The 24,189-nt window shown below is 31.4% G+C and carries 17 protein-coding genes; 16 read left to right on the forward strand and 1 reads right to left on the reverse strand.

All coding sequences use genetic code 11. The features are described 5' to 3' along the window. The first annotated feature begins 21 nt into the window (after positions 1 to 21). The 16 genes from C3E88_RS06850 to C3E88_RS06920 all read left to right on the forward strand — a co-directional run bounded on the left by C3E88_RS06850 (position 22) and on the right by C3E88_RS06920 (position 23,632). Entirely contained in the window at positions 22 to 723 is a 702-nt protein-coding gene (locus tag C3E88_RS06850; RefSeq protein ID WP_236909426.1) for a DUF5058 family protein, read from the forward strand. 15 nt (positions 724 to 738) lie between these two features. After that, positions 739 to 1,407 carry a hypothetical protein gene (locus tag C3E88_RS06855; RefSeq protein ID WP_236909427.1) on the forward strand — a complete coding sequence of 223 codons (669 nt, stop codon included), beginning with the start codon at positions 739 to 741 and terminating at the stop codon, positions 1,405 to 1,407. Next, positions 1,408 to 2,649 (forward strand): M20 family metallo-hydrolase, encoded by a 1,242-nt coding sequence (locus tag C3E88_RS06860; RefSeq protein WP_236909428.1) that lies wholly within the window; start codon positions 1,408 to 1,410, stop codon positions 2,647 to 2,649. A gap of 301 nt (positions 2,650 to 2,950) precedes the next feature. After that, positions 2,951 to 4,213, forward strand: coding sequence for a flagellin N-terminal helical domain-containing protein (locus tag C3E88_RS06865; RefSeq protein ID WP_236909429.1), 1,263 nt, complete (start codon positions 2,951 to 2,953; stop codon positions 4,211 to 4,213). 311 nt (positions 4,214 to 4,524) lie between these two features. Beyond that, a complete protein-coding gene (locus C3E88_RS06870; RefSeq protein ID WP_236909430.1) occupies positions 4,525 to 4,740 on the forward strand; it encodes a hypothetical protein in 216 nt (71 codons plus the stop codon). Between the two features lie 318 nt (positions 4,741 to 5,058). Beyond that, on the forward strand, positions 5,059 to 5,193 hold the full coding sequence (locus tag C3E88_RS12325) for a hypothetical protein (RefSeq protein WP_272878482.1): 135 nt from the start codon (positions 5,059 to 5,061) through the stop codon (positions 5,191 to 5,193). Between the two features lie 26 nt (positions 5,194 to 5,219). Beyond that, entirely contained in the window at positions 5,220 to 5,384 is a 165-nt protein-coding gene (locus tag C3E88_RS06875; RefSeq protein ID WP_236909431.1) for a hypothetical protein, read from the forward strand. A gap of 1,108 nt (positions 5,385 to 6,492) precedes the next feature. Continuing rightward, positions 6,493 to 6,699, forward strand: coding sequence for a hypothetical protein (locus C3E88_RS06880; protein ID WP_236909432.1), 207 nt, complete (start codon positions 6,493 to 6,495; stop codon positions 6,697 to 6,699). A gap of 99 nt (positions 6,700 to 6,798) precedes the next feature. After that, on the forward strand, positions 6,799 to 9,228 hold the full coding sequence (gene lexA / locus C3E88_RS06885; protein ID WP_236909433.1) for a transcriptional repressor LexA: 2,430 nt from the start codon (positions 6,799 to 6,801) through the stop codon (positions 9,226 to 9,228). 595 nt (positions 9,229 to 9,823) lie between these two features. Beyond that, positions 9,824 to 11,740: a hypothetical protein gene (locus C3E88_RS06890; RefSeq protein WP_236909434.1), complete on the forward strand. Its 1,917-nt coding sequence runs from the start codon at positions 9,824 to 9,826 to the stop codon at positions 11,738 to 11,740. A gap of 14 nt (positions 11,741 to 11,754) precedes the next feature. Next, on the forward strand, positions 11,755 to 13,080 hold the full coding sequence (locus C3E88_RS06895; RefSeq protein WP_236909435.1) for a hypothetical protein: 1,326 nt from the start codon (positions 11,755 to 11,757) through the stop codon (positions 13,078 to 13,080). Between the two features lie 12 nt (positions 13,081 to 13,092). Next, entirely contained in the window at positions 13,093 to 14,568 is a 1,476-nt protein-coding gene (locus C3E88_RS06900) for an Hsp70 family protein (RefSeq protein WP_236909436.1), read from the forward strand. Then, positions 14,565 to 16,976, forward strand: coding sequence for a UvrD-helicase domain-containing protein (locus tag C3E88_RS06905; RefSeq protein WP_236909437.1), 2,412 nt, complete (start codon positions 14,565 to 14,567; stop codon positions 16,974 to 16,976). Before C3E88_RS06900 ends, C3E88_RS06905 begins: the two co-directional genes overlap by 4 nt. Positions 16,977 to 16,987: 11 nt before the next feature. Beyond that, positions 16,988 to 20,164 (forward strand): helicase-related protein, encoded by a 3,177-nt coding sequence (locus tag C3E88_RS06910; protein ID WP_236909438.1) that lies wholly within the window; start codon positions 16,988 to 16,990, stop codon positions 20,162 to 20,164. After that, a complete protein-coding gene (gene drmB / locus C3E88_RS06915; RefSeq protein ID WP_236909439.1) occupies positions 20,157 to 21,947 on the forward strand; it encodes a DUF1998 domain-containing protein in 1,791 nt (596 codons plus the stop codon). The genes C3E88_RS06910 and drmB overlap by 8 nt, the downstream gene beginning before the upstream one ends. 692 nt (positions 21,948 to 22,639) lie before the next feature. Beyond that, positions 22,640 to 23,632, forward strand: coding sequence for a hypothetical protein (locus C3E88_RS06920; RefSeq protein ID WP_236909440.1), 993 nt, complete (start codon positions 22,640 to 22,642; stop codon positions 23,630 to 23,632). A gap of 58 nt (positions 23,633 to 23,690) precedes the next feature. Here C3E88_RS06920 and C3E88_RS06925 read toward each other — a convergent pair whose 3' ends face one another. Then, positions 23,691 to 23,921 (reverse strand): hypothetical protein, encoded by a 231-nt coding sequence (locus C3E88_RS06925; protein WP_236909441.1) that lies wholly within the window; start codon positions 23,919 to 23,921, stop codon positions 23,691 to 23,693. Between the last annotated feature and the right edge of the window lie 268 nt (positions 23,922 to 24,189).

The raw sequence follows: 24,189 nt of genomic DNA on the forward strand, positions 1-24,189 counted from the left end.
ATTTAGAAAGGAGAAAATATAATGGAACAAAACTATCTAGAGGTAGCCAATACATCACCTTTTTGGATAATAGCCATAATCATGATAGCAGTAGTAATTACACAATCCATAATCTTCATGAAGAAGGCATTTAAGACCAGTAAGGATATTGGGGTAACAGATGAACAAATTAAAACTACCATTAGAGCTTCTATTATTACTTCTATTGGACCGTCCTTTGCTATTTTAATAGGTTTAGTGGCATTAATATCTCTTATAGGTTCGCCTATGGCTTATATGAGATTAGGTGTAATAGGAGCAGTAATGTTTGAAACCTTATGTGTGGATGCAGGGGCAGAAGCAGTTGGAGTAGTGCCAAATACTCCTGAATTTGACTTATATGCCTTTAGTAATGTCATGTGGGTAATGTGTGTAGCCTCTATTGGATGGCTACTTATAACTGCATTTTTTACTCCAAAACTTGAATCCCTTAGAGTTAAATTAGTTGGAGGAAAGGATTATTTATTGCCAATATTGTCAACGGGAGCCGTATTAGGTGCCTTTGGCTATCAGGTTTCCAAATTTATAGTTAACTTAGGACCTGGTACTGTGGCTGTGTTGGTTAGCGGTTTTGTGATGGTTATGATAAATAAGATATCGGACAAAACGGGTATTAAGTGGCTGAAAGAATGGGCTCTAAGCTTTTCGATGATTGCAGGAATGTTTAGTGCCACCTTATTATAAACTAGGAGGGATACTATGGATAGGGATAAAATATATGAAAACGATTTTTTAAAACCAATAATGTATTGGGGGAAAAGAACTCTTCTACTAGCTGCTATAATATCCTTTGCACCTCCACTATATATCTACTTTGCATATGGGGTTATTCCAACCTTTAGCGAAGTACTTAAGGCCTTTATATTAGTAGCACCTTATGCAGTTGTTTTACAGATAGTAGAGCCGCCGTCCTATTTTCCCATATTAGGAGTACCTGGTACTTATATGTCATTTTTAGCTGGAAATATTTCTAACTTACGAATACCCTGCTCAGCTGTAGCGCAAAATGCAGCAGGAGTAGAGGAAGGTAGCAAGGAAGGTTCCATAATATCTACCATAGCTATTGGAATTTCAGTAATTGTTAATTTGATCATACTAACTATTGGAGTATTTTTCGGTGCTAGGCTTTTAGCAGCATTTCCACCAGCGGTAAACAAGGCATTGAATTATATATTGCCCTCAGTATTTGGTGGGGTATTTGGTTCCTTTGCTATAAGAAATATAAAACTAGGTATTATTTCCTTAGTGTTTTGCGTAGTATTAGCTGCTCTAAACATTATTCCTGCTAACCTAATAGCTCCACTAGGAGTAGCTTTTACCATATTTGTGGGTATTAAGATGATAGAAAAAGAACATGCAGAGGAGTAGATGAAATTGATGGAAGTAAATATCGAAAGATTGAGGGATCTACTATATGAGATTACGGCTATATCATCCACCCCTGTAGGATGTACTAGACTATCCTATAGCCGTGAAGATGAGAAAGTAAGGGAAATGTTAAATAGGGAATTTGAAAGACTAAACTTAGAAGTTAAAATAGACAAACTTGGGAACATAAGAGCAAAGTATAATCCCGACAATCTTAATACTCCAAGCATCATGACTGGTTCTCACATAGATACTGTTATAAATGGGGGACGATTTGATGGGCTATTAGGTGTAGTGGCAGGGCTAGAGGTTATAAACACTATTGACCAATCAAACATAGGATTAAAATATCCAATAGAGCTTGTTATATTTGCCGAAGAAGAAGGTTCTAACTTTGGTGTAACTATGCTAGGTAGTAAATATATGACCAATAGGATAGATATAGATTATTTAAAACAAATTCACAATGATGAAAACAAGTCTGCATACGATATGATTAAAGAAGAAGGATATATGGATAATGAAGATTATTTTATTCATAAGGATGATATAAAATGTATGATAGAATTCCATATAGAACAAGGACCAGTTTTAGATTTAGAAGGTTATAGTGTAGGTATTGTAGATAGAATAGCTGGAATGAATACAATCATGGTAAATTTAATTGGTCAATCAAATCATGCTGGAACTACACCTATGAAAATAAGAAATGATCCCATGGTGGCAGCAGGTGAAATGATATATAAGCTTTCTAAAATATATAAGGATAATAACCTAAAAAACAATGTTATCACCGTAGGAAAGATAAAAGCTAGACCAAACAATTCCAATGTAATAGTAGCCAATGTAGAGTTTTTCATAGATGTAAGAGATGTAGATTATGATGATCAGAGGACTGCGTTAGAAAAGGTAGAAGAATTATATGGAGAAATAATTGATAAATATAACATAGAAGGTGAATTTAAAGAGATTGGCTATTCAGATATAGTGATTACTTCAGATTTTGTTAAAAATGCAGTAATAAATACAGCAGAAGAATTGGGAATAAAGTATAAGATTATGAATAGTGGTGCTGTCCATGATAATGCCATGCTAAATGGAATTGTAGACCATGGAATGATATTTGTACCAAGTATTGGTGGTATAAGCCACGACCCTAGAGAATATACGGATTTTAAGGATATTGAAATAGGGGGAAATCTATTGTTAAATACTATATTGAATATGAATAAGATAGAATAATTTCATCTAGATGTCCACTACAATCCCTAGACATGCTACAGGTAAATACTTGTGGGATGTCCTTCTGAAATAAAAACCCACAAAAACCCTAAACTTTTAACACTATCTGACGATATATACTGTGTAGGGACGACTCTATCGTCCCCATTCCAAAAATATAAATAAAAAAAGACAAAAATTATTAATCTTTTACTTACCTTTGCCGATAATAATAGCAAGGATAATAAGCCAATTGGCTTGTTATATAAATAATTGCAAGAAAGGAGTCTTGCAATAATAAAAATTCAGGGAGGAATTTATAATGAGAATTAACAACAATCTAATGGCTATGAACACTCATAGACAATTAGGAATCAACAACACAGCAACATCAAAATCATTAGAAAAATTGTCATCAGGATTTAGAATCAACAGAGCTGGTGACGACGCAGCAGGATTAGCAATATCAGAAAAAATGAGAGGCCAAATCAGAGGATTAAATATGGCTTCAAAAAACGCTCAAGACGGTATCTCTCTAATTCAAACAGCTGAAGGTGCATTAACAGAAACTCATGCAATCCTTCAAAGAATGAGAGAACTAGCAGTACAAGCAGCAAACGATACAAATACTGCAGCAGACCGTGGTGAAATTCAGAAAGAAATTAACCAATTAACTTCAGAAATCAACCGTATTGGTAATACCACTGAGTTTAACACGCAAAAATTATTAAATGGTGAGAAGGCAAAGGTAGAAGCATCGGAGCCAACAGCAGCAACAGTTACTGGTACAGATATATCAGGTGTTTTTAAGCAGGATCTTAGTTTAATTGGTACTCTTACAGTAAATGGTCAAGAGGTAACATTGACAAAGGTTAGTGAATTAGATGGTACTAGTGTTGCTTTAACCGCTGATGACATTGCAACAGCATTACAAACGGACCTTGATGCAGTATTTAATGGTACAGATCATGATGGAGTAAAATTCACAGTTGCAGCTGAAGGAAATACTCTTAAAATTACAAGTAGTGTAACAGGTAAAGATTCTACTATCACAATTGCAGGTATTGCAGCAGACACATTAGGTATTGCAGGTAATGCAACAGGAACTGATGCAGTTGAAGCAAAAGATGGCTCCCTTCAATTCCAAATTGGTGCAAATAAAGACCAAAGCATGTCTTTAGAAATTAGCGACATGCGTGCTGAAGCATTAGGAATTACAAACGAGGGTACTGATGTTAAATTTGGTGTAACAGATGGTACAAGTAGTGAAATTAAAGAACAAGCACTTAATGTATCAACACATACAGATGCAGCTACAGCGGTCACAAAGTTCCAAGAAGCAATAGATGCGGTTTCAGCTGAAAGATCTAAACTTGGTGCTGTTCAAAATAGACTAGAACACACAATCAAGAATTTAGACAACACTTCAGAAAACCTACAAGCAGCAGAATCAAGAATTAGAGACGTAGACATGGCAAAAGAAATGATGGAATTTACAAAACAAAATATACTACAACAAGCAGCAACAGCAATGTTAGCTCAAGCAAACCAAGCACCTCAAACAGTGCTTCAATTATTAAGATAACTAGTGAACTTACAAGGAGTCAGAGGGTTTTTCCTCTGGCTCCTTTTATATATGTCATAGTATTAGGTTAGTATAATATAATTAGCTTGTAGTTAAATCCATAACCTTTCACTAATACTACCTACTTTATCACCAACTTTCCACATTTCCTTGAAAAACCCCAAGACTTTACCGAAGTCCCAGGATTTTTATCTGAGACATTATCAAAGTCTGCATTTCCATTAAACAATAAATAGCCTTATATTAATAGTAGAATATATTTCTAAGGGGGCTATATATATGATATATCAGATAATTCTTCTGTTCTAGTATTGGATAGGCATTTAGCTTGTATATTGGGATTAAATGAAGCATTACTGTTAGAGCAGATTCACTATTGGTTAGAGATAAATAAGAAGAACAATAGAAATTTCCATGAAGGGAGATATTGGACATACAATACTATTAAAGATTGGCAAGGGGAATTTCCTTTTTGGAGTGAATCTACTAATACTGACGCCAGGCTTAGATATGATGATGTGATTTGATATACATCAAACCTCCGTCCCCGGCACTAACTTGTTAACTATCTATAAGATAAGGAGAGAAAACTATGTTAGATTACATATTAACCTATTCAAAGATTAAATTTTATCCCATGGATGCACCAGGGACGGATCTTTTTGCATCATATTAGCTACATCTGACTTTGGAGTAAGCAAGATTATGTTCGGCTTTTGATTCAGTACTTTCTGAGGAATTAACTGCAGAGGTTTTTTATAGGGGATTAGAAAAACATAAAGAATTTCAAGGGGGAGAGCAAAGTCCTTTCCTGGCTCCGCCAGATTGGGGAATATACATATTAAGTGGAAACAAGAAGAAATAAGGGGTATTTAGATATTTTATTAGAAGAAAAAGATTTAGCAGGTAATTTAAATTTCACTCTACCTGAGAATCTATTTTTAGTTAAGGAAGGGCAAATGAAACATATAAAACCATAAGAAAAATTAGGGGAAAAGCACGTGAGGTGAAATATTTAAGATTTTTTGGAGGTCTAAGTTTTAAAGAAATTGGAAAAATAATGGATAAGAGTGGGAATTGGGCAAAGGCCAATTTTTTAGAGGAGCATTTAAACAATTGCACATATTATAAAGAAGTCCTATACATGAAAATGGGTAGCCTCTTTATTTAGCACAGTAATTTTAATAATTTGATTAGTTTATTTATTTAATAGGGTAATTATTCCTGTTTATAGTATAAATGTAAAAAATGCTATAAGTGATTTTATTAAAGCTAATGATGGAATAGTATTTTAATACATATACTAATTAATAGATGCCATGGTTTAAAATTAAAATAAGGCTAATTAAAACTTAGCTACTAAGTAGATGGAGTTGATTATTCAGATAAAATTGCAATCCTTTTAGCTTTAACTAAAACCCTTCGTGTTAAATTAATGACACGAATATCTTCAAATAACCAATGAAAACTGAAAACACAATAAAACATAGCAAACAACAGCTTAGAGAGGATTAATCAAAAAAACAATCCTCTCTAAATTATATCTAAAATAATAAAAGCAAGCCAAAATCCCACAAAAACTCCAATTCCCATTAAATCCCGCTTGCGGTTCAGGAGCTTTTTAGTACAGGTATTTGACTATTTGTATAACGAATATAAAAGGGTTCAAACTATAATAGATGAATTAAATCCAGAAGTTATTAAAAACTGAGGCTTTAATGTAATAGTTGTCAATCCGCCTTATATTGAATGGCATTTTATTAATCCAATGGGGTTTTTATAAAAGAAGGAGATATTTAGAAGTAGACTATAAATGTAGGATAAATCATAGGGATTCTCGACCTAATATATATGTTTTTTATATATTGTGCAGTAAGCTATAAAAACTGATGGAAGATTTGGTTTAATTACTTTACAAGAGTGGTTAAATAATGAAAAACTAGATACTATAAAGAATTACTTAATAAAGTCTGGACAAATAAAAAATATAATATTTGACAACCAATATAATGTTTTTGTTGATCCAGATGGATCTACTATTGGCACAAATAGTTCGATAACATTTTTAAAAAAGGTTCAATAGAGCAAAGCACTCCTTTAAATGTTCCATTAGGTGAAGTGAAAAAATCTTTAATTTTGATAAATGTAGTAATAGTGAATATATACTATCCAGTGAAGGAAAATGGAACTATAAAGGGCAAGATATAAATCTATTATCTTTGATAAAAAGATAAAATCCTTTTTATTCTTTGACGGAGGATGAAATATTAAAAGAAAGAATGTTAAATGAGGAGATTAAATTCTATGGGTTTCCTAATATTAGGAATATAAATAAGTTTCATAAATATAAAGAAAAATTGTTAGTTGCAAGAAGTAAAAAATATAATGCACTTGCCTATGATGATGAAAGGCCTGTTTTTAAGGGAACTTATACCGCTGTATGCGTAAAGAAAGGCTATGCTCAGTATAGGGTTACTAGTAAGTAATACTAGAAAAATCGAAGAAATTGCAAAAAGTTTAGAGGAGATTAGATATATTTGTAGAATCAATTTAGTATAGGAGGAAATATGTAGGAGGTACGATCTATGAAATTGAATCTAGAACAGAGAAGAATAGTCGAACTAGAACCAAATGGGCATATGCTAGTAAAAGGAGTAGCGGGCTCAGGAAAGACTACTGTAGCGGTAAGGCGAATTCCATTTTTATTGCACCACTATTGTCCTGATGAAGATGATAAGGTTTTGTTAGTAACTTTTAACAAGACACTATTAAACTACATAAAGTATCAATATCATAAAGTAGAAGAGGAAAATTATCAGATAGACATATTCTCTAGAAACGATAATGATGTGAAAATAACTACAATAGATAGTTTAATGTATAAATATTTTATTCAATCGCTAAAAAGCAATGAAATAAATTATAAAATAGCAGACAAGCAATTAGAATTCAAAGCTATGGTACATGCTATAAATATCGTATCAGAGCAATACCCTTCAGTTAAATTATTAAGCCCTAAGAATAGCATGTTTTTATTAGACGAGGTTTCTTGGATTAAAGCTTGTAACATTTCTGATGAAAAAACATATCAAGAGATTGATAGAATTGGAAGGGCAAGTGGTGGCAAAGGAACACCACAAAAATTAGTTAAAAACTCATCTGTTCGCTCAGCTATATTTGAACTGATGAACAAATATGATCATTTATTAGCGCAAAAAGGATATGTAGATTTCAAGAGAATGAATTTAATAGCATTACAAGAAGTACAACAAAACCTTCAAGAAAAATACACTCATATATTAATAGATGAAAGCCAGGATTTGACAAAGGTTCAATTAGAATTTTTAAAATGTATTTATAAAAAAAAGAAATATTCTTCAATAATGTTTATAGCTGATAATACTCAAAGTATTTACTCCCAATCTTGGCTAGGAAAAGGCAGGCCATATACTACTATTGGATATGATATGAGTGGCAAAAGTAGAATGCTTACCAAAAACTATAGAACCACTACAGAAATATCTATGGCAGCATTTAGTTTAATAGAAAATGATGAAAACATTAAAAATAATGTAGATTTTGTTAAGCCATCACTTATAGACAGAAGAGGGCATTCCCCAATATATAGATATTTTAAAAATAGTGAGGAACAATTAGAATTTTTATTTAATGAAATACAAGTCCTTAGAAATGATTATAATTACTCAGAAATTTGTATTGCAGCAAGGGAAAAAATATTTTTAGAAAATGCATTGATATATCTTGAGAACAAAGGCATTAGTTGCGAGATTTTAAATCAGAATAAACCTAATTTTGATTCTGATAAGGTGAAATTAATTACTTTCCATTCTATAAAGGGACTAGAGTTTAAAGTAATATTTTTAATTGATCTTAATGAAAGTGTAATTCCAAATAATAGGATAGTAGATTTTGATGATGAGGATAATAATGAATCGGAAGAAAGAAAATTGCTGTATGTAGGTATGACAAGGGCAAGTGAATTATTATATATGTCTTCAGTAAATAGGCCTTCTAAATTTATTAAAGGAATACAAAATGATTATCTTAGAATTAAAAGAGATTGTAATATTAGACCTTATAAAACATTGTGTATGAATGAGTATAAGCTAACTAATGAAATAGTAGATATAAATGCAAGGGAAGAAGCTGTACGACAATGGCTTTTAGGGGAGTTAACCACAAGTTATGGCTATCCCCTGGAATTAATGAATCTTGAATATCCAGTTTATCAATTCTCAAGAAAAGGTTATGTGGATTTAGCAGTAAATATATTTCATAAAGGCGAAGAGATACCTTATATATTTGCTGAGGTTAAAAGATTTGGTGCTGGGATTGATGATGCAATAGGTCAGCTAAAGTCATATATGGAAGCAAATGATAATGTTAGATATGGAATTGCAACTGATGGACTTGAAGTATTAATATTTAATAGAGAAGGGGAATTATTAAATGATATTCCAAAATGCAATCCTCATTTTCTTCCAGAGAGAAGAGAAAAAAAGGATTATATAAATTTTAATAATAATAGAAGATATTCCTGTGCATATGATAAAGATGATAACGATATTGTTGAAATAAGCGATTATGAATCTAAACTAATAATAGATTATCAGAACTATACTAGTGTTCCTATAGTAGGTGAAGTTGCAGCAGGAATACCAACTGTTGTTAATCAGGAATATGGTGATTATCTTCAGATACCTGAAGATTGGATTTTTTCTAATAAACATACATTTGCCTTAGAAGTAACAGGCGATAGTATGAATGGTATTGGTATAGATAAAGAGGATATTGTTATAGTAAACAAGCAAAATACTGCAAACAATGGAGATATTGTCATAGCAATAATTAATCAGGAAGCAACGATGAAGAAATTAATGTTTATGGGTAGTTCAGTACTTTTGTTATCTGCAAACCTTAATTATGAACCAATCCAGATGAAATCAGAAGATATAATTATAAATGGTAAGGTTATAGGAGTTATGAAAAGATAAAAACGTGGGACAGAGGGGAGCATATCAATGATTCTCACTGTCCCACTTTTGTTTATGTGTCAGGGACAGATTTATGCTGTGACTGGGTACAGGTTATAGAATAAAGTTAATAGGATCTCAGCTATAAAGTTTTAAGCAACCATTAGTAGTTAGCTCTGGAAGATGGTATATAGAATGTAGTCAATAATGTAGAAAGCAGCATTCTAGAATTCGCTTTGGAGAATACTAGAATTTTCTAGGCATGTTGTAGCAAGACTCTGTAATCATCAAGATTACAGAGTTTATTATTTTTAATAATATAAGAGGAAGATGCTATCAAAAGGTAATTAGGTGGGAGATAATATAAAAATTGTTTCTAAATAAATAGATTTTATTTCTATCATAATTTTATGCTTTGAGGACAAGAAAACATTTACAATATTGGAACAATGTTATAATAAAAGAATAGAAAAACATCAAAGCGTACTTGATAAATAATTTTATTAGGATAGTCTATTATTTTTCTAGTTTTTGAAGGATTTTGGATAAAAATGTAGAATATATTATTAGTACAATATTGATGATTAGGATTTATGCAATAACAGGGGGCAAAGATATGTTAAACCTTGAGGAATACAAAGCCATAATTAGGATGGAAAGGAAGTATGGTGGGATAATTAATGATACAGAATATCTAAATAGTTGGATATTAGAAGAAAATCAAATAAGAAACTTAGGAATGAATATAGGATATTTCATTGAAAATGAGCTACTTGATAGAATAGAGAACATTCTATTAATATACTCTGTTAGTGTAGCTTATCATTATTATGATGAAATAGGATATTGGCCACATTTTTTTGAGATTTGTGGCCTAGAAAGAACAGCTAAATATGGTGTCCAGGTTGGACATGCCATAGAGTCTACTTTGGTTGATAAGGGTTATCTTGAATACAAAAGAGAAGGACCCTTTCGTTATGTAGGTGCTATACTGGAGCAAACTGGAATAACCAAACGTTCCATACCTAAATATGTGAGCATAATTAAAAATGTACATTTAAGATATAAGCACGAGGAAAACGTTTGCGAACTAAAAGATTATTTATATTATTATTTTGACATTATTAATTGTCCCAAATATCTTGAAGAATATTTAAAGGACGAAGCTGGTTGGCAATTTACCATCCATGTTCTTAAAATAGTAGATTATGTACTAAAAGGAACACTTAAAATAGAGGACGTATATGATATAAGGGGATTTTATCCAGAATTTTGGGAAGAATTTTTTTATTTTTATAAACTAGATAACAGGATTGACAAAAAAATCTATAAGCCAAAATCTTATAAAGAAAGAACTAAGAAACCCAGCATAGATTTAAACAAGGAGCTATCACTAGAATGGGAATATAAACCAGATTATGTATCTGAGGATAAAAGTTATAGTATATTTTATTCCAATATGCCAGAAATAAAAATTAATAATAAGTATTTGTTGGATAACAATGTTTATTTCTTGTTTTTTGATATGGGCTTTGGGCCTAAAAGAATAAAATATGGAGACGAATTTATAAAGATTATAGAAGATAAGCCTTGTGCTATAGGGGAAATATGGGCAGAACCTTTTGACAGGAAGAGTATAAAATTTAATCAAATACAGGTGAAGCCAATAAGATTTTGTTACATATCAAAAGAACATGTAGAATTGCCAACTTCAATGTACAAAAATGGAGAAACGATAACGGCAAAAATTCTTACAGAAAAAGTTCACCTTTTAAATTGTAAGGTTTCTCAAGAAAGTTCAAATATATTTGTAATTCCAGGCAATTTTAATGAAGTAAAAGTTCAAGTTAAGTCAAAAAAATTCAATACAGTATTTGTCTTGCCTATAAACAGAATTACTTCCCATATTTTACTAGAGGATACCCTATCTAAACAAAAAATTTATGACCAGTGGAAAGAAGAAGTTTTAGATAAAATAGCTGGGAATAACAATAGCCATATTGCTTTATTACCAGAGGGAAATAACCTTACACGAGCGTGGAAATTATATAGAAGGAATAATAAAACTTCAATAAAAATACTAAACAATATACGTGGGAAAAATCTAATAGTCAAGGAATTAAAACAGATATTGATCTGTCTATTGTATTTAAAGAAATTTAGGATAAGGGCTATTTCAAGGGAATTGGAATATTGTTCAAAAGGTGACTTTGAGGAAATCATATATACTTATAAAAATTACTATTCAATAATATACGATGAACCTGTGATAGAAGGATTTACTCTCTCAGAGAACATATTGGAATCTATTCCACTGCTAGAGGAAGACAAGATGCTATTGAAAAATATAAATCATATAATAAATGGCAAAAAAGTGGAGTATAACAGCTGGATAGAGCTACTGTTATTATATAAAAAGAGTATTAATAATGATGAAGAGGTGGACTTTTACAAAAGTCAATTAAAAAAAATGTACAAATATATACCAAGCTCTCCTGAAACAGGGGAAATATTGAAAGATATACATAAATAAAGGAGGAAATGAAAATGCAAATAAAAGAATTGGACAAGTTATATGAAAAACAGAGGGAAAATAGCAAACTGGGCAAGGGTGATGCACAAAAAGCCTATGATATAGTACTACAACTATTAGAAGAAGATAATATATTGGTTTATGACTATTTAATGAAACTAAGCCCTGAATATGGAGTACTAGCTCTAATAGAACATATGAAATCATTGCGCGATGAAAAGCTAATATCTGAAAAAATTCAAATCTTTTTGAATCACGATGAATTTCAAAAAAACCCCAACAATATGGGGTATAAGAGGGGTTTAGTATTGGCGGCAGAAGTATTTAATAATAAATTTAGTTTTAATCAAACCATAAAAGTATTGGGGGAAACTTGTAAGATTGGGGTTATTACAAGTAAGTCAGGAATAAATTCACAAATAGCCCGATATACCTATCAGGATTTTATAGATTCCATTGATAACCTATTTTTCAATATAGAGGTAAAAAACAACAAATATTTAGATAACTATGGGGACTATATTGAACAAATATTGATTAATACGATATTTGCTGATAAAAAGTTCAATATAGATATATCCACTAAAGAGCAAATGGATGTATTGATATTTTTATCCCACATCAATAATTCTAGTAAATTATCTAAAGATGAGATACAAAATATGAATTATCATATTTCCACTTGGGCAGATGAAATCAAAGAAGTGTTGTTAAATCATGAAGAAGTGATGAGAAAATATGAAAAATATATAGATAAACAAGTGGATACAGCTGAGATAGAAATTTCATCAAAAGACCATAGAAAATCTTTAGCAATAAAAGGGCAAGATGAAGATAAAAAAGTTGATGAAAAGACCATTTTTAATAAATTGCTAGAAGATATTGGGGAATTGGAAAAAAGATTTTTGATTAAGGATAAACAGGTAAATAAGCTTATAGCGAATTTGGATTTTTACAAAGGGGAATACGAAAAATTTAAAAAGCAAAGTGAGGACCTACAAAGAAAATTAGATAATTTAATTGAAAAGAATCAATTGGTAATGGAAAGGAATAAGGCATTAAATTTAGAAAATAACAGTATAAAGGATGAGTTGAACAAATTAAAAGAAAATGAGCGTAGATATCAAGAACAAGTAGATGAAGTATTTTCTACTAACGAAATTATGAAACGGTCGGCAGTGGATGGATTCAAGAAAAAGCTTGGTTCTAGTTTGAGAATGTACTATCAGGATTTTATGGATATACAAGATGAGGTAGTTGACGAAGAGATGGGAGAAATAATGAAGATAAAAGTTAAAGAGATGTTTGAAGAATTACAACGACAAGGAATACAAGTTTAGGAGGAAGTATAGATGTTACATAGTAATGAGTATTTTGGAATAGATTTTGGAACTACGAATAGTTCAGTAGTTTGTGTAAGTAAAACGGAAAAAGCTATGCGCATTGATAAACTAGGAATCTATGGGGAAAGACCTTTTCCTTCATTATTAGTTATAGATAAAATAACAGGAGAAAGGTATTTTGGAGAGGAAGCTTGGCGAAGGCGAAGGGAACTATCCGATAGCTGTGAAGTAATAAGCTCCGTAAAGACTCAGATAGAGAAAGGCAAGAAATGGGATATTGCTGGTGAAATATGGACACCAGAACTGGTTATTGCACAGATATTTAAAGCTATAAGTGAAACTGCAGAAGATTACTATGGAAAGAAAATCAAAAATCCGATAGTTTCAATACCTATAGGTTTATCTTCATATAAGCGCCAAGTTATTAGAAAAGCATTAGAAATAGCGGGGATTGAAACCGCTGGCTTTATAAATGAATCCACAGCAGCTATATTTAAAAACTATGATGAGGTGAAATATCACTCAAAGTTAGCTATATTTGATTGGGGTGGAGGAACACTAGATATATCTATAGTAGAGCTTAGAGATGGGAAAGTATTTGAAAGAGCAACCGATGGCATACAACTAGGTGGTGATGATATAGATATTTTATTGGCAAAATGGGTGCATTCGAAAGTAGCCGAGAAGAAAAACTTAAAGATTGCTTTTGAAGAAATGGATAAGACAGATCAGGATAAGCTAATAACTCATTGTGAGGAAATAAAAAAACAATTGACTTATGAAGATGTTAGAAATATTAGTTTAATTAAATACGGCGTTTTAGGTTCTTTTAGTATTCCGTTGGATATAGATACCTTTTCAGGATTAATAGATTCATGTGTTAATCAGGCGATAGAGCTTTTAGAAGAGACTGTAAAATTAGCAGGAATGAGCATGAGGGAAATAACCGGTATGATAATGGTAGGTGGCAGTAGCAATCTAAGACCTCTTCACGAAAAAATAATAAATAAATGGGGACAAGATATGGATATAATATTACCCCAAAATCCAGAATGGAATATAGCAGAAGGTGCAGCTTTACTCAATATGGATTCAGGAGAATTTAAATTAAATCATAATATAGGGATATTGCTAAGCGATAATAGCTTTTTTCCATTGATAGAGAGGGATTCAGTAGTACCTACACAGGATCCCGCTGAATACCAATTTGGGCTGGTAGATGATTCCAATAGTGGGGTATTTATATTTTCCGACAACAAAATAGATATTAATTCTAAAGAGAGTAATGTTCTGGATATAGTAACCATAAAAACTAAAGGTTTTACTAATGAAAACATACTATTAAAATCCTATGTAGATGAGGATTTAGTATTTAAGGCAAATATAAAGAGCGATCATTTATCAGATGGATATGAAAAACAATATGAATATTCTAATTTAAAATTTTATTACGAATTACCAGATGTAAGTGGTGATAATAGATGATTCATTCCAATATAAAAGTGAAAAGCAATGTATATATAAGAAACGGTATATTGATAAGGGATGTGGAATTTCATCCTCAGGTTTTAGAACGGGAAGCAATAAAAAAACTATTGTATTTCGGGTCATTAAATAGAGAAAGGGACTTGACACCATTGCAAAAGGAAATACTCAATGAGGGGGTTGCATGTTCTTTAAACAAAGAGGAGTTACCCTATGGATTAGTGGAAAAAAACAATGGGGAATTAGTGTGGGAATGTAGATGCGAAAAAATAGACTGTAAATATTTTAATAGTTGTAGGCCGAATGCATCTATAGATGTTCTAAAGAATATGCATACTACCATAACGATAGATGAAGAAATAAAAGATATACCTAATCTTGCAAAACTAAAGAGTATTTCAAGGAACAAAAGGGATGTAGCCGGAGAACATATCTTAACAGTAAAGCAAATAGAACCCCAGCCAACGGCTGTAGAAGTAAAGGAAGAAAAAAAAGAACCTCCCATTATAAAGAAATTTGTAGAGGAGACGGATGTTAGTATTCCATTAGAAACTAATAAGGTTGAACAAGACGTAGTGGTAAAGGCACCAATTGAAAATAAGATATTTGTTAATGCAGGACCTGGTACAGGAAAGACCCACACATTGATAAATAGGGTCAAGTATATTACAGCAGAGAAACAATTAATAGAGCCCCAAGAACTTATGATACTATGCTTTTCTAGATCTGCCATAGGAGAGATAAATAGTAGATTATCTAGAAGTGTAATTGAAGATGAGTCCCTATATCAATTAAATATGCTAGATGTTAGAACCTTTGATTCATTTGCTACTTATCTAATAAAATTTTTGGAACCTGAGATGGACTTAACTGGAAAATTATATGGTGAAAGAATAGAAATAGCTATAACACTTATGAATAATAACCCCGATGTGCTAAAAAATTATAAACATATTATTATAGATGAGATGCAGGACTTGATAGGCGTAAGGGCTAGATTTGTAAAAACCATATTGGAAATATCTTCCCATTGCGGTTTTACCTTGTTAGGAGATACTTGTCAATCTATATATAATTATCAAGTAAAAGATGATCCAAATGAAATGGACACTGATTCTTTTTATGCCTGGATACTAGATACATATTCTGATGAGATCGAGTGGTATGAATTTAATAAAAACTATAGACATCCTAAATATCTTATGGAAATAACTGATCAAGTAAGACAAGCCATATTACATAAAAAACCTAGTGAACAATGGGACATAATATTGAATAAAATGAGAAGTTTTCCTCACTTTGGAAACAGCTATAAAATAGGAAGTTGTTTAGGTGAAATAGGATCTAGAAAGATTAGTTTCTTATGTAGAAATAATGGCCAAGCCCTCAAGGTATCCAATCAAATGAGTTCACAAGGAATTGAACATGAACTTTTAAAACCAGCCAATTATAAAGTCCTTAAGCCTTGGCTAGGGGAAGTATTGAACCATTGTGAAGATATTATAGACTATAGAAAGTTTAAGGATATAATAAGCTCTAAATACGATTTAAATGAATATGAAATTCAAAACAAATGGCATAATCTAAAGGATATAGAAGAAGGTGGAGCCTCTATATTAGATATAAGGGAACTATCTCATCAATTATCCTTTAAGAAGCATATGTATGAAAATCTTTGTATAAAAGAAGATAGCAATATATTAATATCTACGATCCACAGGGCAAAAGGTAGAGAGTTTGATTATGTATTATTGCTAGATGATTCTATGGAATGGGAACAGGATGAAGATAACTTAGCCGATGAAAGCAAGGTATACTATGTAGCATTAACTAGACCTAAAAAAGAATTGTATCGATTTAGCTTGAATAATAAAAATAGCATTAGAAGATTAAAAGATGGAGATGGAAATGGTAGATGGTTTGAAACCTATTACGATTTGCAACATAAGAAAAATAAGTTTAGCTCCATTGAAGTAGGAATGGAGGAGGATATAGATACTATAAGCTTTGTATCAGATTCTTTTCTTCAACCAGAATCTAATGCAGAGTCAAATCAGGAATATATACTAAATAATATTAAGAAAAATGATGAAGTTGAATTAAGACTGGTAAAGCAGAATGGAATAGCTATAGGCTATGATATATATCATAATGAAAATAAAATTGGTAAAATGTCTCAAAGCTTTTTATGGGAAGTTTATAAGGTATTGAGAGCAATATATAGGATATTTGAAAATAAGGCAAAATTTTTCCCACCTTATATAAGAGAAGTTTACGTAGATAAAATTTGCACATATGTATTAAACAATGAATTTATAGAGGAAGAGAATAAATATATATCCAATGGTATTTGGAATGGAATAACCATAGCTGGCTTTGGTAAAAGAAAATATGATGACTTATATTAGGAGGTGGAGCATTGAGTTTTAATGAATATTATAGGGCCAGGGATTTTATAGAACAGCTATTAAAGATGGATCTGTACGGTCCAGTTAAAGAAGATGAAATACTGGATGAAAATCCTTCTCAATATTATTCCGTTGGGATATTGTTTCCTAAAGATTTAGGGATAGATGAATTAGATCCTGATGAATTAAGGGATGTGGGGAAGGCAGGTGCTACTGGAGGTTTTCAGGATATGATTTTAGATGAGGAAGATGGTCTCTCCTATACCAATTTATATAAGCCTTCATCTTTTGCTATATCTACCACTATAAAATCAGGAGTAGAAGAAATAAAAGTAAAAATTCAATATAGTAAGTATATGGTAGAAGAATATATAAAAATAACAACCAAGGATGGAAAGGAGAAAAGCTATAAACAGTACAAATGGATGCGAAAACCCTATGAAGATGAGAGAATTGTTCACATAGATAATAGTAAGGGAATCAATAGGATAGAGATAGATGAAGGTTTGGAGTTAGAAGTACATCTACACAATATATACGAAGATGGTTCCAAATCCATAACTGTTGTGCTAGTTAACACTTATATAGGACAGAATAGTTTGATAAAAGATGAAAGCAATTCTTTTTTTCAAGTGCATATGTGTATTACAGGAACAAAAGAAGACAACCCCATATTTGCTCCTAAAAAGATGCTAATAGATATAAAGGAAAATGAAGAAGAAAATATGTTGGAGATGCTATATGGAAATGTTAAAAACTACGCTATAGGCCATGGATGTGCAGTGGATTATGAAGCAGACGATAATGGTTGTTATAGGATAGAATCTAGCTTTATACCTAGTTATGAACTTAAACAGATGAAACCCCAATTAAAAGTAGATGATGAAGTGGTACAGATGAAGTTTTTAGCTACAGGGGAAAGGGAAAAGGTAATAGATAGATTATTAGAACTAGTAGTATCTTATGATAATTGGATAGAGGAACAAAATATAATAGCTGAAAAAATAGATGATAGATTTAAGGATGTGGCCAAAAAAAACATGGCTATATGTAGAGAAACTTCTCAAAGGATGAAAGAAGGAATAGAACTGCTAAAGAATCCTGAAGTATTTTTAGCATTTAAGCTAACCAATGAGGCAATGTATAGACAAAGGTCTTATTATTTAAAGAGGAAGGAAGTACCAATTATTGATGAAAATATAACCTGGTATCCTTTTCAACTAGCTTTCATACTAATAGAGATAGAATCCATAGTGAACAATAGAAGCCACTATAGGGATATAGTGGATATACTTTGGTTTCCCACTGGTGGAGGTAAGACAGAAGCTTATTTGGGGGTAGCTGCATTTACTATTTTCTATAGACGAATAAAATACAAGGATAAGGGAGCAGGGGTTACAGTATTAATGCGATATACCTTAAGACTATTAACTATCCAACAATTTGAGAGAGCTGCTGCATTAATTTGTTGTTGCAATGAGATAAAAGAAGAAAATGAGGACATTTTAGGTACAGAGGAAATAGGTATTGGATTGTTTGTAGGAAGTGCCATGACACCTAATTCCTTAGATGAAGCACGTATAAATTTAAACAAGATATTGGCTCAACGTACAAATAGCTTAGCAGAAGGTGAAGGTAATCCTTGTCAATTATTAGAATGCCCTATATGTGGTACTAAATTAACACCTGTCGAATATAAAATTGATTCTAATGGTATGAAAATTTATTGTAAAAATGAGCAATGCAGCAATCATAAAGGGGCTCCTATATATTTAATAGATGATGATATATATGAAAAGAAACCTACTTTTATTGTGTCCACTATAGATAAATTTGCTAGGATGGCCTGGGAACCAAGGATAAGAAATATATTTGGTATTGGTACAGAATATGCTCCTCCCGAACTTATAATTCAAGACGAGCTGCATTTGATATCCGGCCCCTTGGGAAGCATAGCAGGCATATATGAGACAGCGATAGATTACTTTTGTAAAATAGGTGAAAAAAAACCCAAAATTGTGGCATCTACAGCCACTATAGGAAATGCTAAATCTCAGGTACTATCCTTGTATGCGAGAGATTGTATGTTGTTTCCACCTCAAGGGATATATATTAGAGACTCATACTTTGCAGTAGAAGCAAGTTTAGACGAAAAACCAGGGAGGAAATATGTTGGTATATTATCTCCTAGTAAAACACCTACTACAACTTTAATAAGGGTATATGGATGTTTGCAATTTGCTACTAGATGTTTATATGACATGAACTATAGTCCAGAAGTTATAGATAATTATTGGACTATACTAGGGTATTTTAATAGTCTTAGAGAATTAGGTAGTGCTGTTAATCAGGTGTATGATAATGTACAGGAAAGATACTCCTTTCTGTATAACAAAAAGTTTAAACATTTGGTACCATCTTTTACAATAAAGGGAAGATCTGACTATCTAGAAGAATTAACTAGTAGAAAAAGTTCTGCAAAGATATCGGAAATACTAAAAAAACTAGAGATTCAGTATGAAGAGGGCAATAAAAAGGCCTATGATTATGTATTGGCATCTAATATGATATCTGTAGGGATAGATATTGATAGATTAGGTTTGATGGCAATGATAGGTCAAACCAAATCCAACGCAGAATATATACAGGCTTCAAGTAGAGTAGGTAGAAAAAATCCAGGTCTTGTAGTAATAATATATAATACCTCTAGATCTAGAGAGAGATCCCATTATGAACAATTTTTGAATTTTCATTCATCCATATATAAATACGTAGAGCCTAATAGTTTGACGCCTTTCTCTATGGGATCTAGAGATAAAGCTTTGCACGGTATTTATATTAGCATGTGTAGACAAACCTTACCATATTTAAGACAACGAGGAGATGCAGGAAATTTTGAAATAGATGACGAGAATCTAGAAGATATAGAAAAACATATTTTAGAAAGAACAAAAATCATAATAGGAGAAAGAGAGGATTATTACGAAACCCAAAGGGAAATAGAAGATATAAAAGAGCATTGGGAGATGGCAATAGAAAACAGTGAAATATTAGCATATGATAAATACGGTGATTCAAGAGAAAGACCCTTAATGGGTATGTCAAATGAAGAAGATATTGTATTTAAAACATTAAATTCTATGAGAAATGTGGATTTGTATTGCAATATATATTTGGAGGATGATTAATATGAATCTTCATTCCGATGATATAAAAACTAAGCAAGTAGTGGGAGAGATAAGACAAACGCAAATGATAACAACATTTGGATGTGGTTCAATAGTAGATTTACCAAATGCATCTGTAATAATAGCTGGAACAGATTTTTGGCAACATTATAAAGAGGAAAAGTATATAATACAGGAAGTGAATTTACAAAAGCTGTTAAATGTTAATTTCTTTGTAAAGCCTAAATCCCGAGATAATGTTCCAGGACATGCTTATGTAAAATCTAGGGATATCCCCGCTTTTAGATTTCCAGAGACTTTAATATGTGCCAATGAGAACTGTGGTAAGATAGGAAACTATAAATTGTTTAAACGGGGAAAGAGACTAATATGTCCATTATGTGGTAATAGAAATATAATTCCATCTAGATTTGTGGTAGCATGTACAAAAGGACATGTGGAGGATTTCCCATATGATTGGTGGGTTCACAAGGATAGTACTGAATGTGAAAATCCAGATTTAAGGCTATTTTATAGAAAAGAAACTGGTGGTCTCGATAGTATAGTGATATGGTGCAAAAATTGCAAACAGTCCAAAAGCATGAAATATAGTTTTACACCAAACTCCCTAAAAGGATATCCCTGTGGCGGAAATAGACCTTGGCTAAGGGATAAGGACAAAATAGTGTGTACAGAACCACTGAAAACAATCCAAAGGGGAAGTAGTGCCATATATTATTCTAATCATGTAAGTGCATTATCTATTCCTCCGTGGAGCGATGCCATACAGAAAGAATTAAATAAGCATGATAATGCTTTAAGGAAATTAAATATTGAAGATGAAAACATTTTAGAACTTTTTATAAGTTTCACTGGAATTGTAGATAAGTTAAAATGCAGCAAGGAAGAATTAAAAAGACAGATAATCTACCGGTTAAATAATTATAGGGATCCAGAACCTAAAAAGGATATAGATATAAGATTAGATGAATACAATGCTTTTTGTCGAGGAGATAGTAATAGTGTTGATTTTGTAATAGAACCAGAAAAAGTACCTGAATCCCTTGGGGAATATATAGATCAAATAGTTTTAGCTAAAAGAATAAAAGAAATACTGGTCCTTACAGGATTTAGAAGGATTCAACCTGTAGATGAATTTGATGATGCAAAAGATAAGATAGCACCTTTAAGCAAAAACAGAAAGGATTGGTTGCCTGCAGTTGAATTTTGGGGGGAAGGGATTTTTATAAAGTTTAACAGAAAGAAATTACGTCAGTGGGAAACTAGAGAAGATGTAGAGAAAAGAGTAGATGTTTTAAAATCCAATATGGTAAGAGCTAATTACTACTGCAATAAATGTTCTCCACGATTTGTACTTCTCCATACTTTTGCACATCTGCTAATACGCCAGATAACATTACAATGTGGATATTCAACATCTGCTCTAAAGGAACGTATATACACTACAGAAACTGATGGAGATAATTTATATGAAATGGAAGGGATATTTATATATACTGCATCCCCAGATTCAGAAGGAAGCCTTGGGGGTTTAGTAAGCCAGGGTAGAAGTAGCAATATAGAAAATACAATTATAAAAACATTGGATAAAAGCAGATGGTGCTCTTCAGACCCCTTGTGCGTCCAATCAGGTGGACAAGGGCTAAATTCTTTAAATTTAGCAGCTTGTCACTCTTGTGCATTATTACCAGAGACTAGCTGTGAAATGCGTAATCTTTTCTTAGATAGGGCTACATTGATAGGTACATTGGAAAATAAAAATATAGGTTTTTTTAATTTCTAGTGCACCAGGGACGATTCGAGACCACTGAAAAAGTGGTCTTTTTTCTTGTATGTTTGGTTTATAAATTTTAAAATCCATTGTATCTTCTATTCTTTTTAGAATATGATTTTTTGGTATTTTATTATATAATGTTGTATGAAAAGATAATTACTTTGGCATTTGTCTTAACATGATAAATCCCCTTTTGGTTTGTCGTAAACTCATTATACCAACTATAGGGAGACTTTGATATACAATATTTAGTTTTACTTAATAGTTTTCATATTAGGGACTTTTTCAGTGGTCTCGGACGGATCTTTTTGCATTTTTCTCTTCATATTTCCCTCAAAAGATTACTAAATGCTTCAGAAAATCACTTTAAAGCTTTTGAAAGAAAAAGTTCAAATCCCATTGGTAGAAATAGTCAAGGTAATTTAAGGAGAACGGGACAGAAAATTAAATATTGACATTTTGAAATTTAAATGTTAGCATATGTATGCAATTTAGCATATTTATTAAAATATTGGCTTTGATTTTTAATTATCTCGAAAATAATATTTAATAAAAATTTTTAAGGTTAGAAATGGCAGGTCCGCTATAAGTGTGTCCAAATTTCTAACTTTTTTTATTCTTTTAAAAGTAAATATTGAGCATGTTGGACTGTGATAAAAGGTGGCATGGATTATGTGAAAAAATTAATAGGAGGGATTATGATGATTGAAAAGCATAAAAAAACTGATAAATTAAATTATAAAAAGCTTGGGAAGTTCTTTTTAAGGATTATATTAACATTGATTTTGTGCATTTATTTGGCTTCTGTAATTGTTTTAGTATCCTCGCTTATTTTTGATTCAATATTTTTTAAGAATGTCTATTCTTATGAAAACATAAGGCTTTATACTGCAAATCCTCTAGATGAAAATCAAGTAGAGGATATACTAAAAGATGTGTTTGTTAGAATAAACAAGTCTTCTCTTTACGATGATAACAAAACCTATAGGGTATGCTTAAGTAATAGTAAAAGTTCTGAACTATTGTATTTTAAACCCTATGATTTTATGTTTGGAATAGGCGATATGGTAAATAATATAAAAAATAATAGAAAAATAGATATTTCTAGCTTTGAAATATATGACCGTACTGCAGGTTATGTCCGTGGTGTAGACTTTTTAGGAATCTCTTATGTTAGAGAACTTGATGTTATCACTACATCCCATGAACTTACCCATCAAATGGTTATTAGGTCTATTAATAATCCTATTATTTCGCTATACATTGGTTTAAAGAATGGTTCAATCAATGAAGGTTATGCAAATTTAGTCGCATATGGAGAGGATTTTGAATATATTGAACCTGATTTTATAGGTAGTTCAGGATCTTATAAAGTTGAAGAGGTTCTTCACGATGATGGTGTTTACTACAAACAGCGTTATTTTACAGTAAATTGGGAATCCAATTATTATTTTAACGAATATAGTTCAGAAAATATGCTTATTGTTAAAGAATTATTATCAGAAAAAGATATATTAAAATTATTAACAGGTTTCAACAATAAAAATAATATGGAAAAGGCCACTTATAATTATTTTTTGTCTAGAGGATTTCACAAAGTAGACAATATTGATGCTTTAGAAGGTGAGTGGTTTAGATTTAGTTGTGATTGTAATCAGGATTGTGATATGGAAAATTATTCCACTAAAAAATAAAATTTGGGACAGCAGGGACGGATCTTTTTGTACGTATCTATAGGATATGGTATAAGGTTCATGTTCTATTAGAAGTATTATTAGATTTATATGATTTAAGTATCCTGTAGTTAAATCCATATTTTGAGAATATGCTTTTAGGGATAGGCTGTGGAATTTCATAAATTATGTACTTTATTATATTACCATTGGTACTGAAATCTACTAATGTTGCATTTACCTCAGACTTAAAATTTTCATAAGTCCATAGATGTGCAGTGCCATTTTTAGGCCAAACTTTAACTAACATTTATAGCCCCCCTTTAATTAATGGTATCATATTATTAATAAAATTCAAAACATTTACCAAAGAATACTTCAGATATGGATAATCCATCTATACATCTTTAAATGCCTGTATATACAATGCTATATATGAGGTGGATATAGATATTGACGCCAGGCTTAGATATGATGATGTGATTTGATAGGCCTTAGATACTTGTGGGATATTTTTCTATAATTATATATTATATTATTTTCTATAAGATATAATAAACTTAAGTAGTAAACTATTA

It is taken from the genome of Clostridium sp. Cult3, from assembly GCF_021655115.1.
GTDB lineage: Bacteria > Bacillota > Clostridia > Tissierellales > Tepidimicrobiaceae > PPXY01.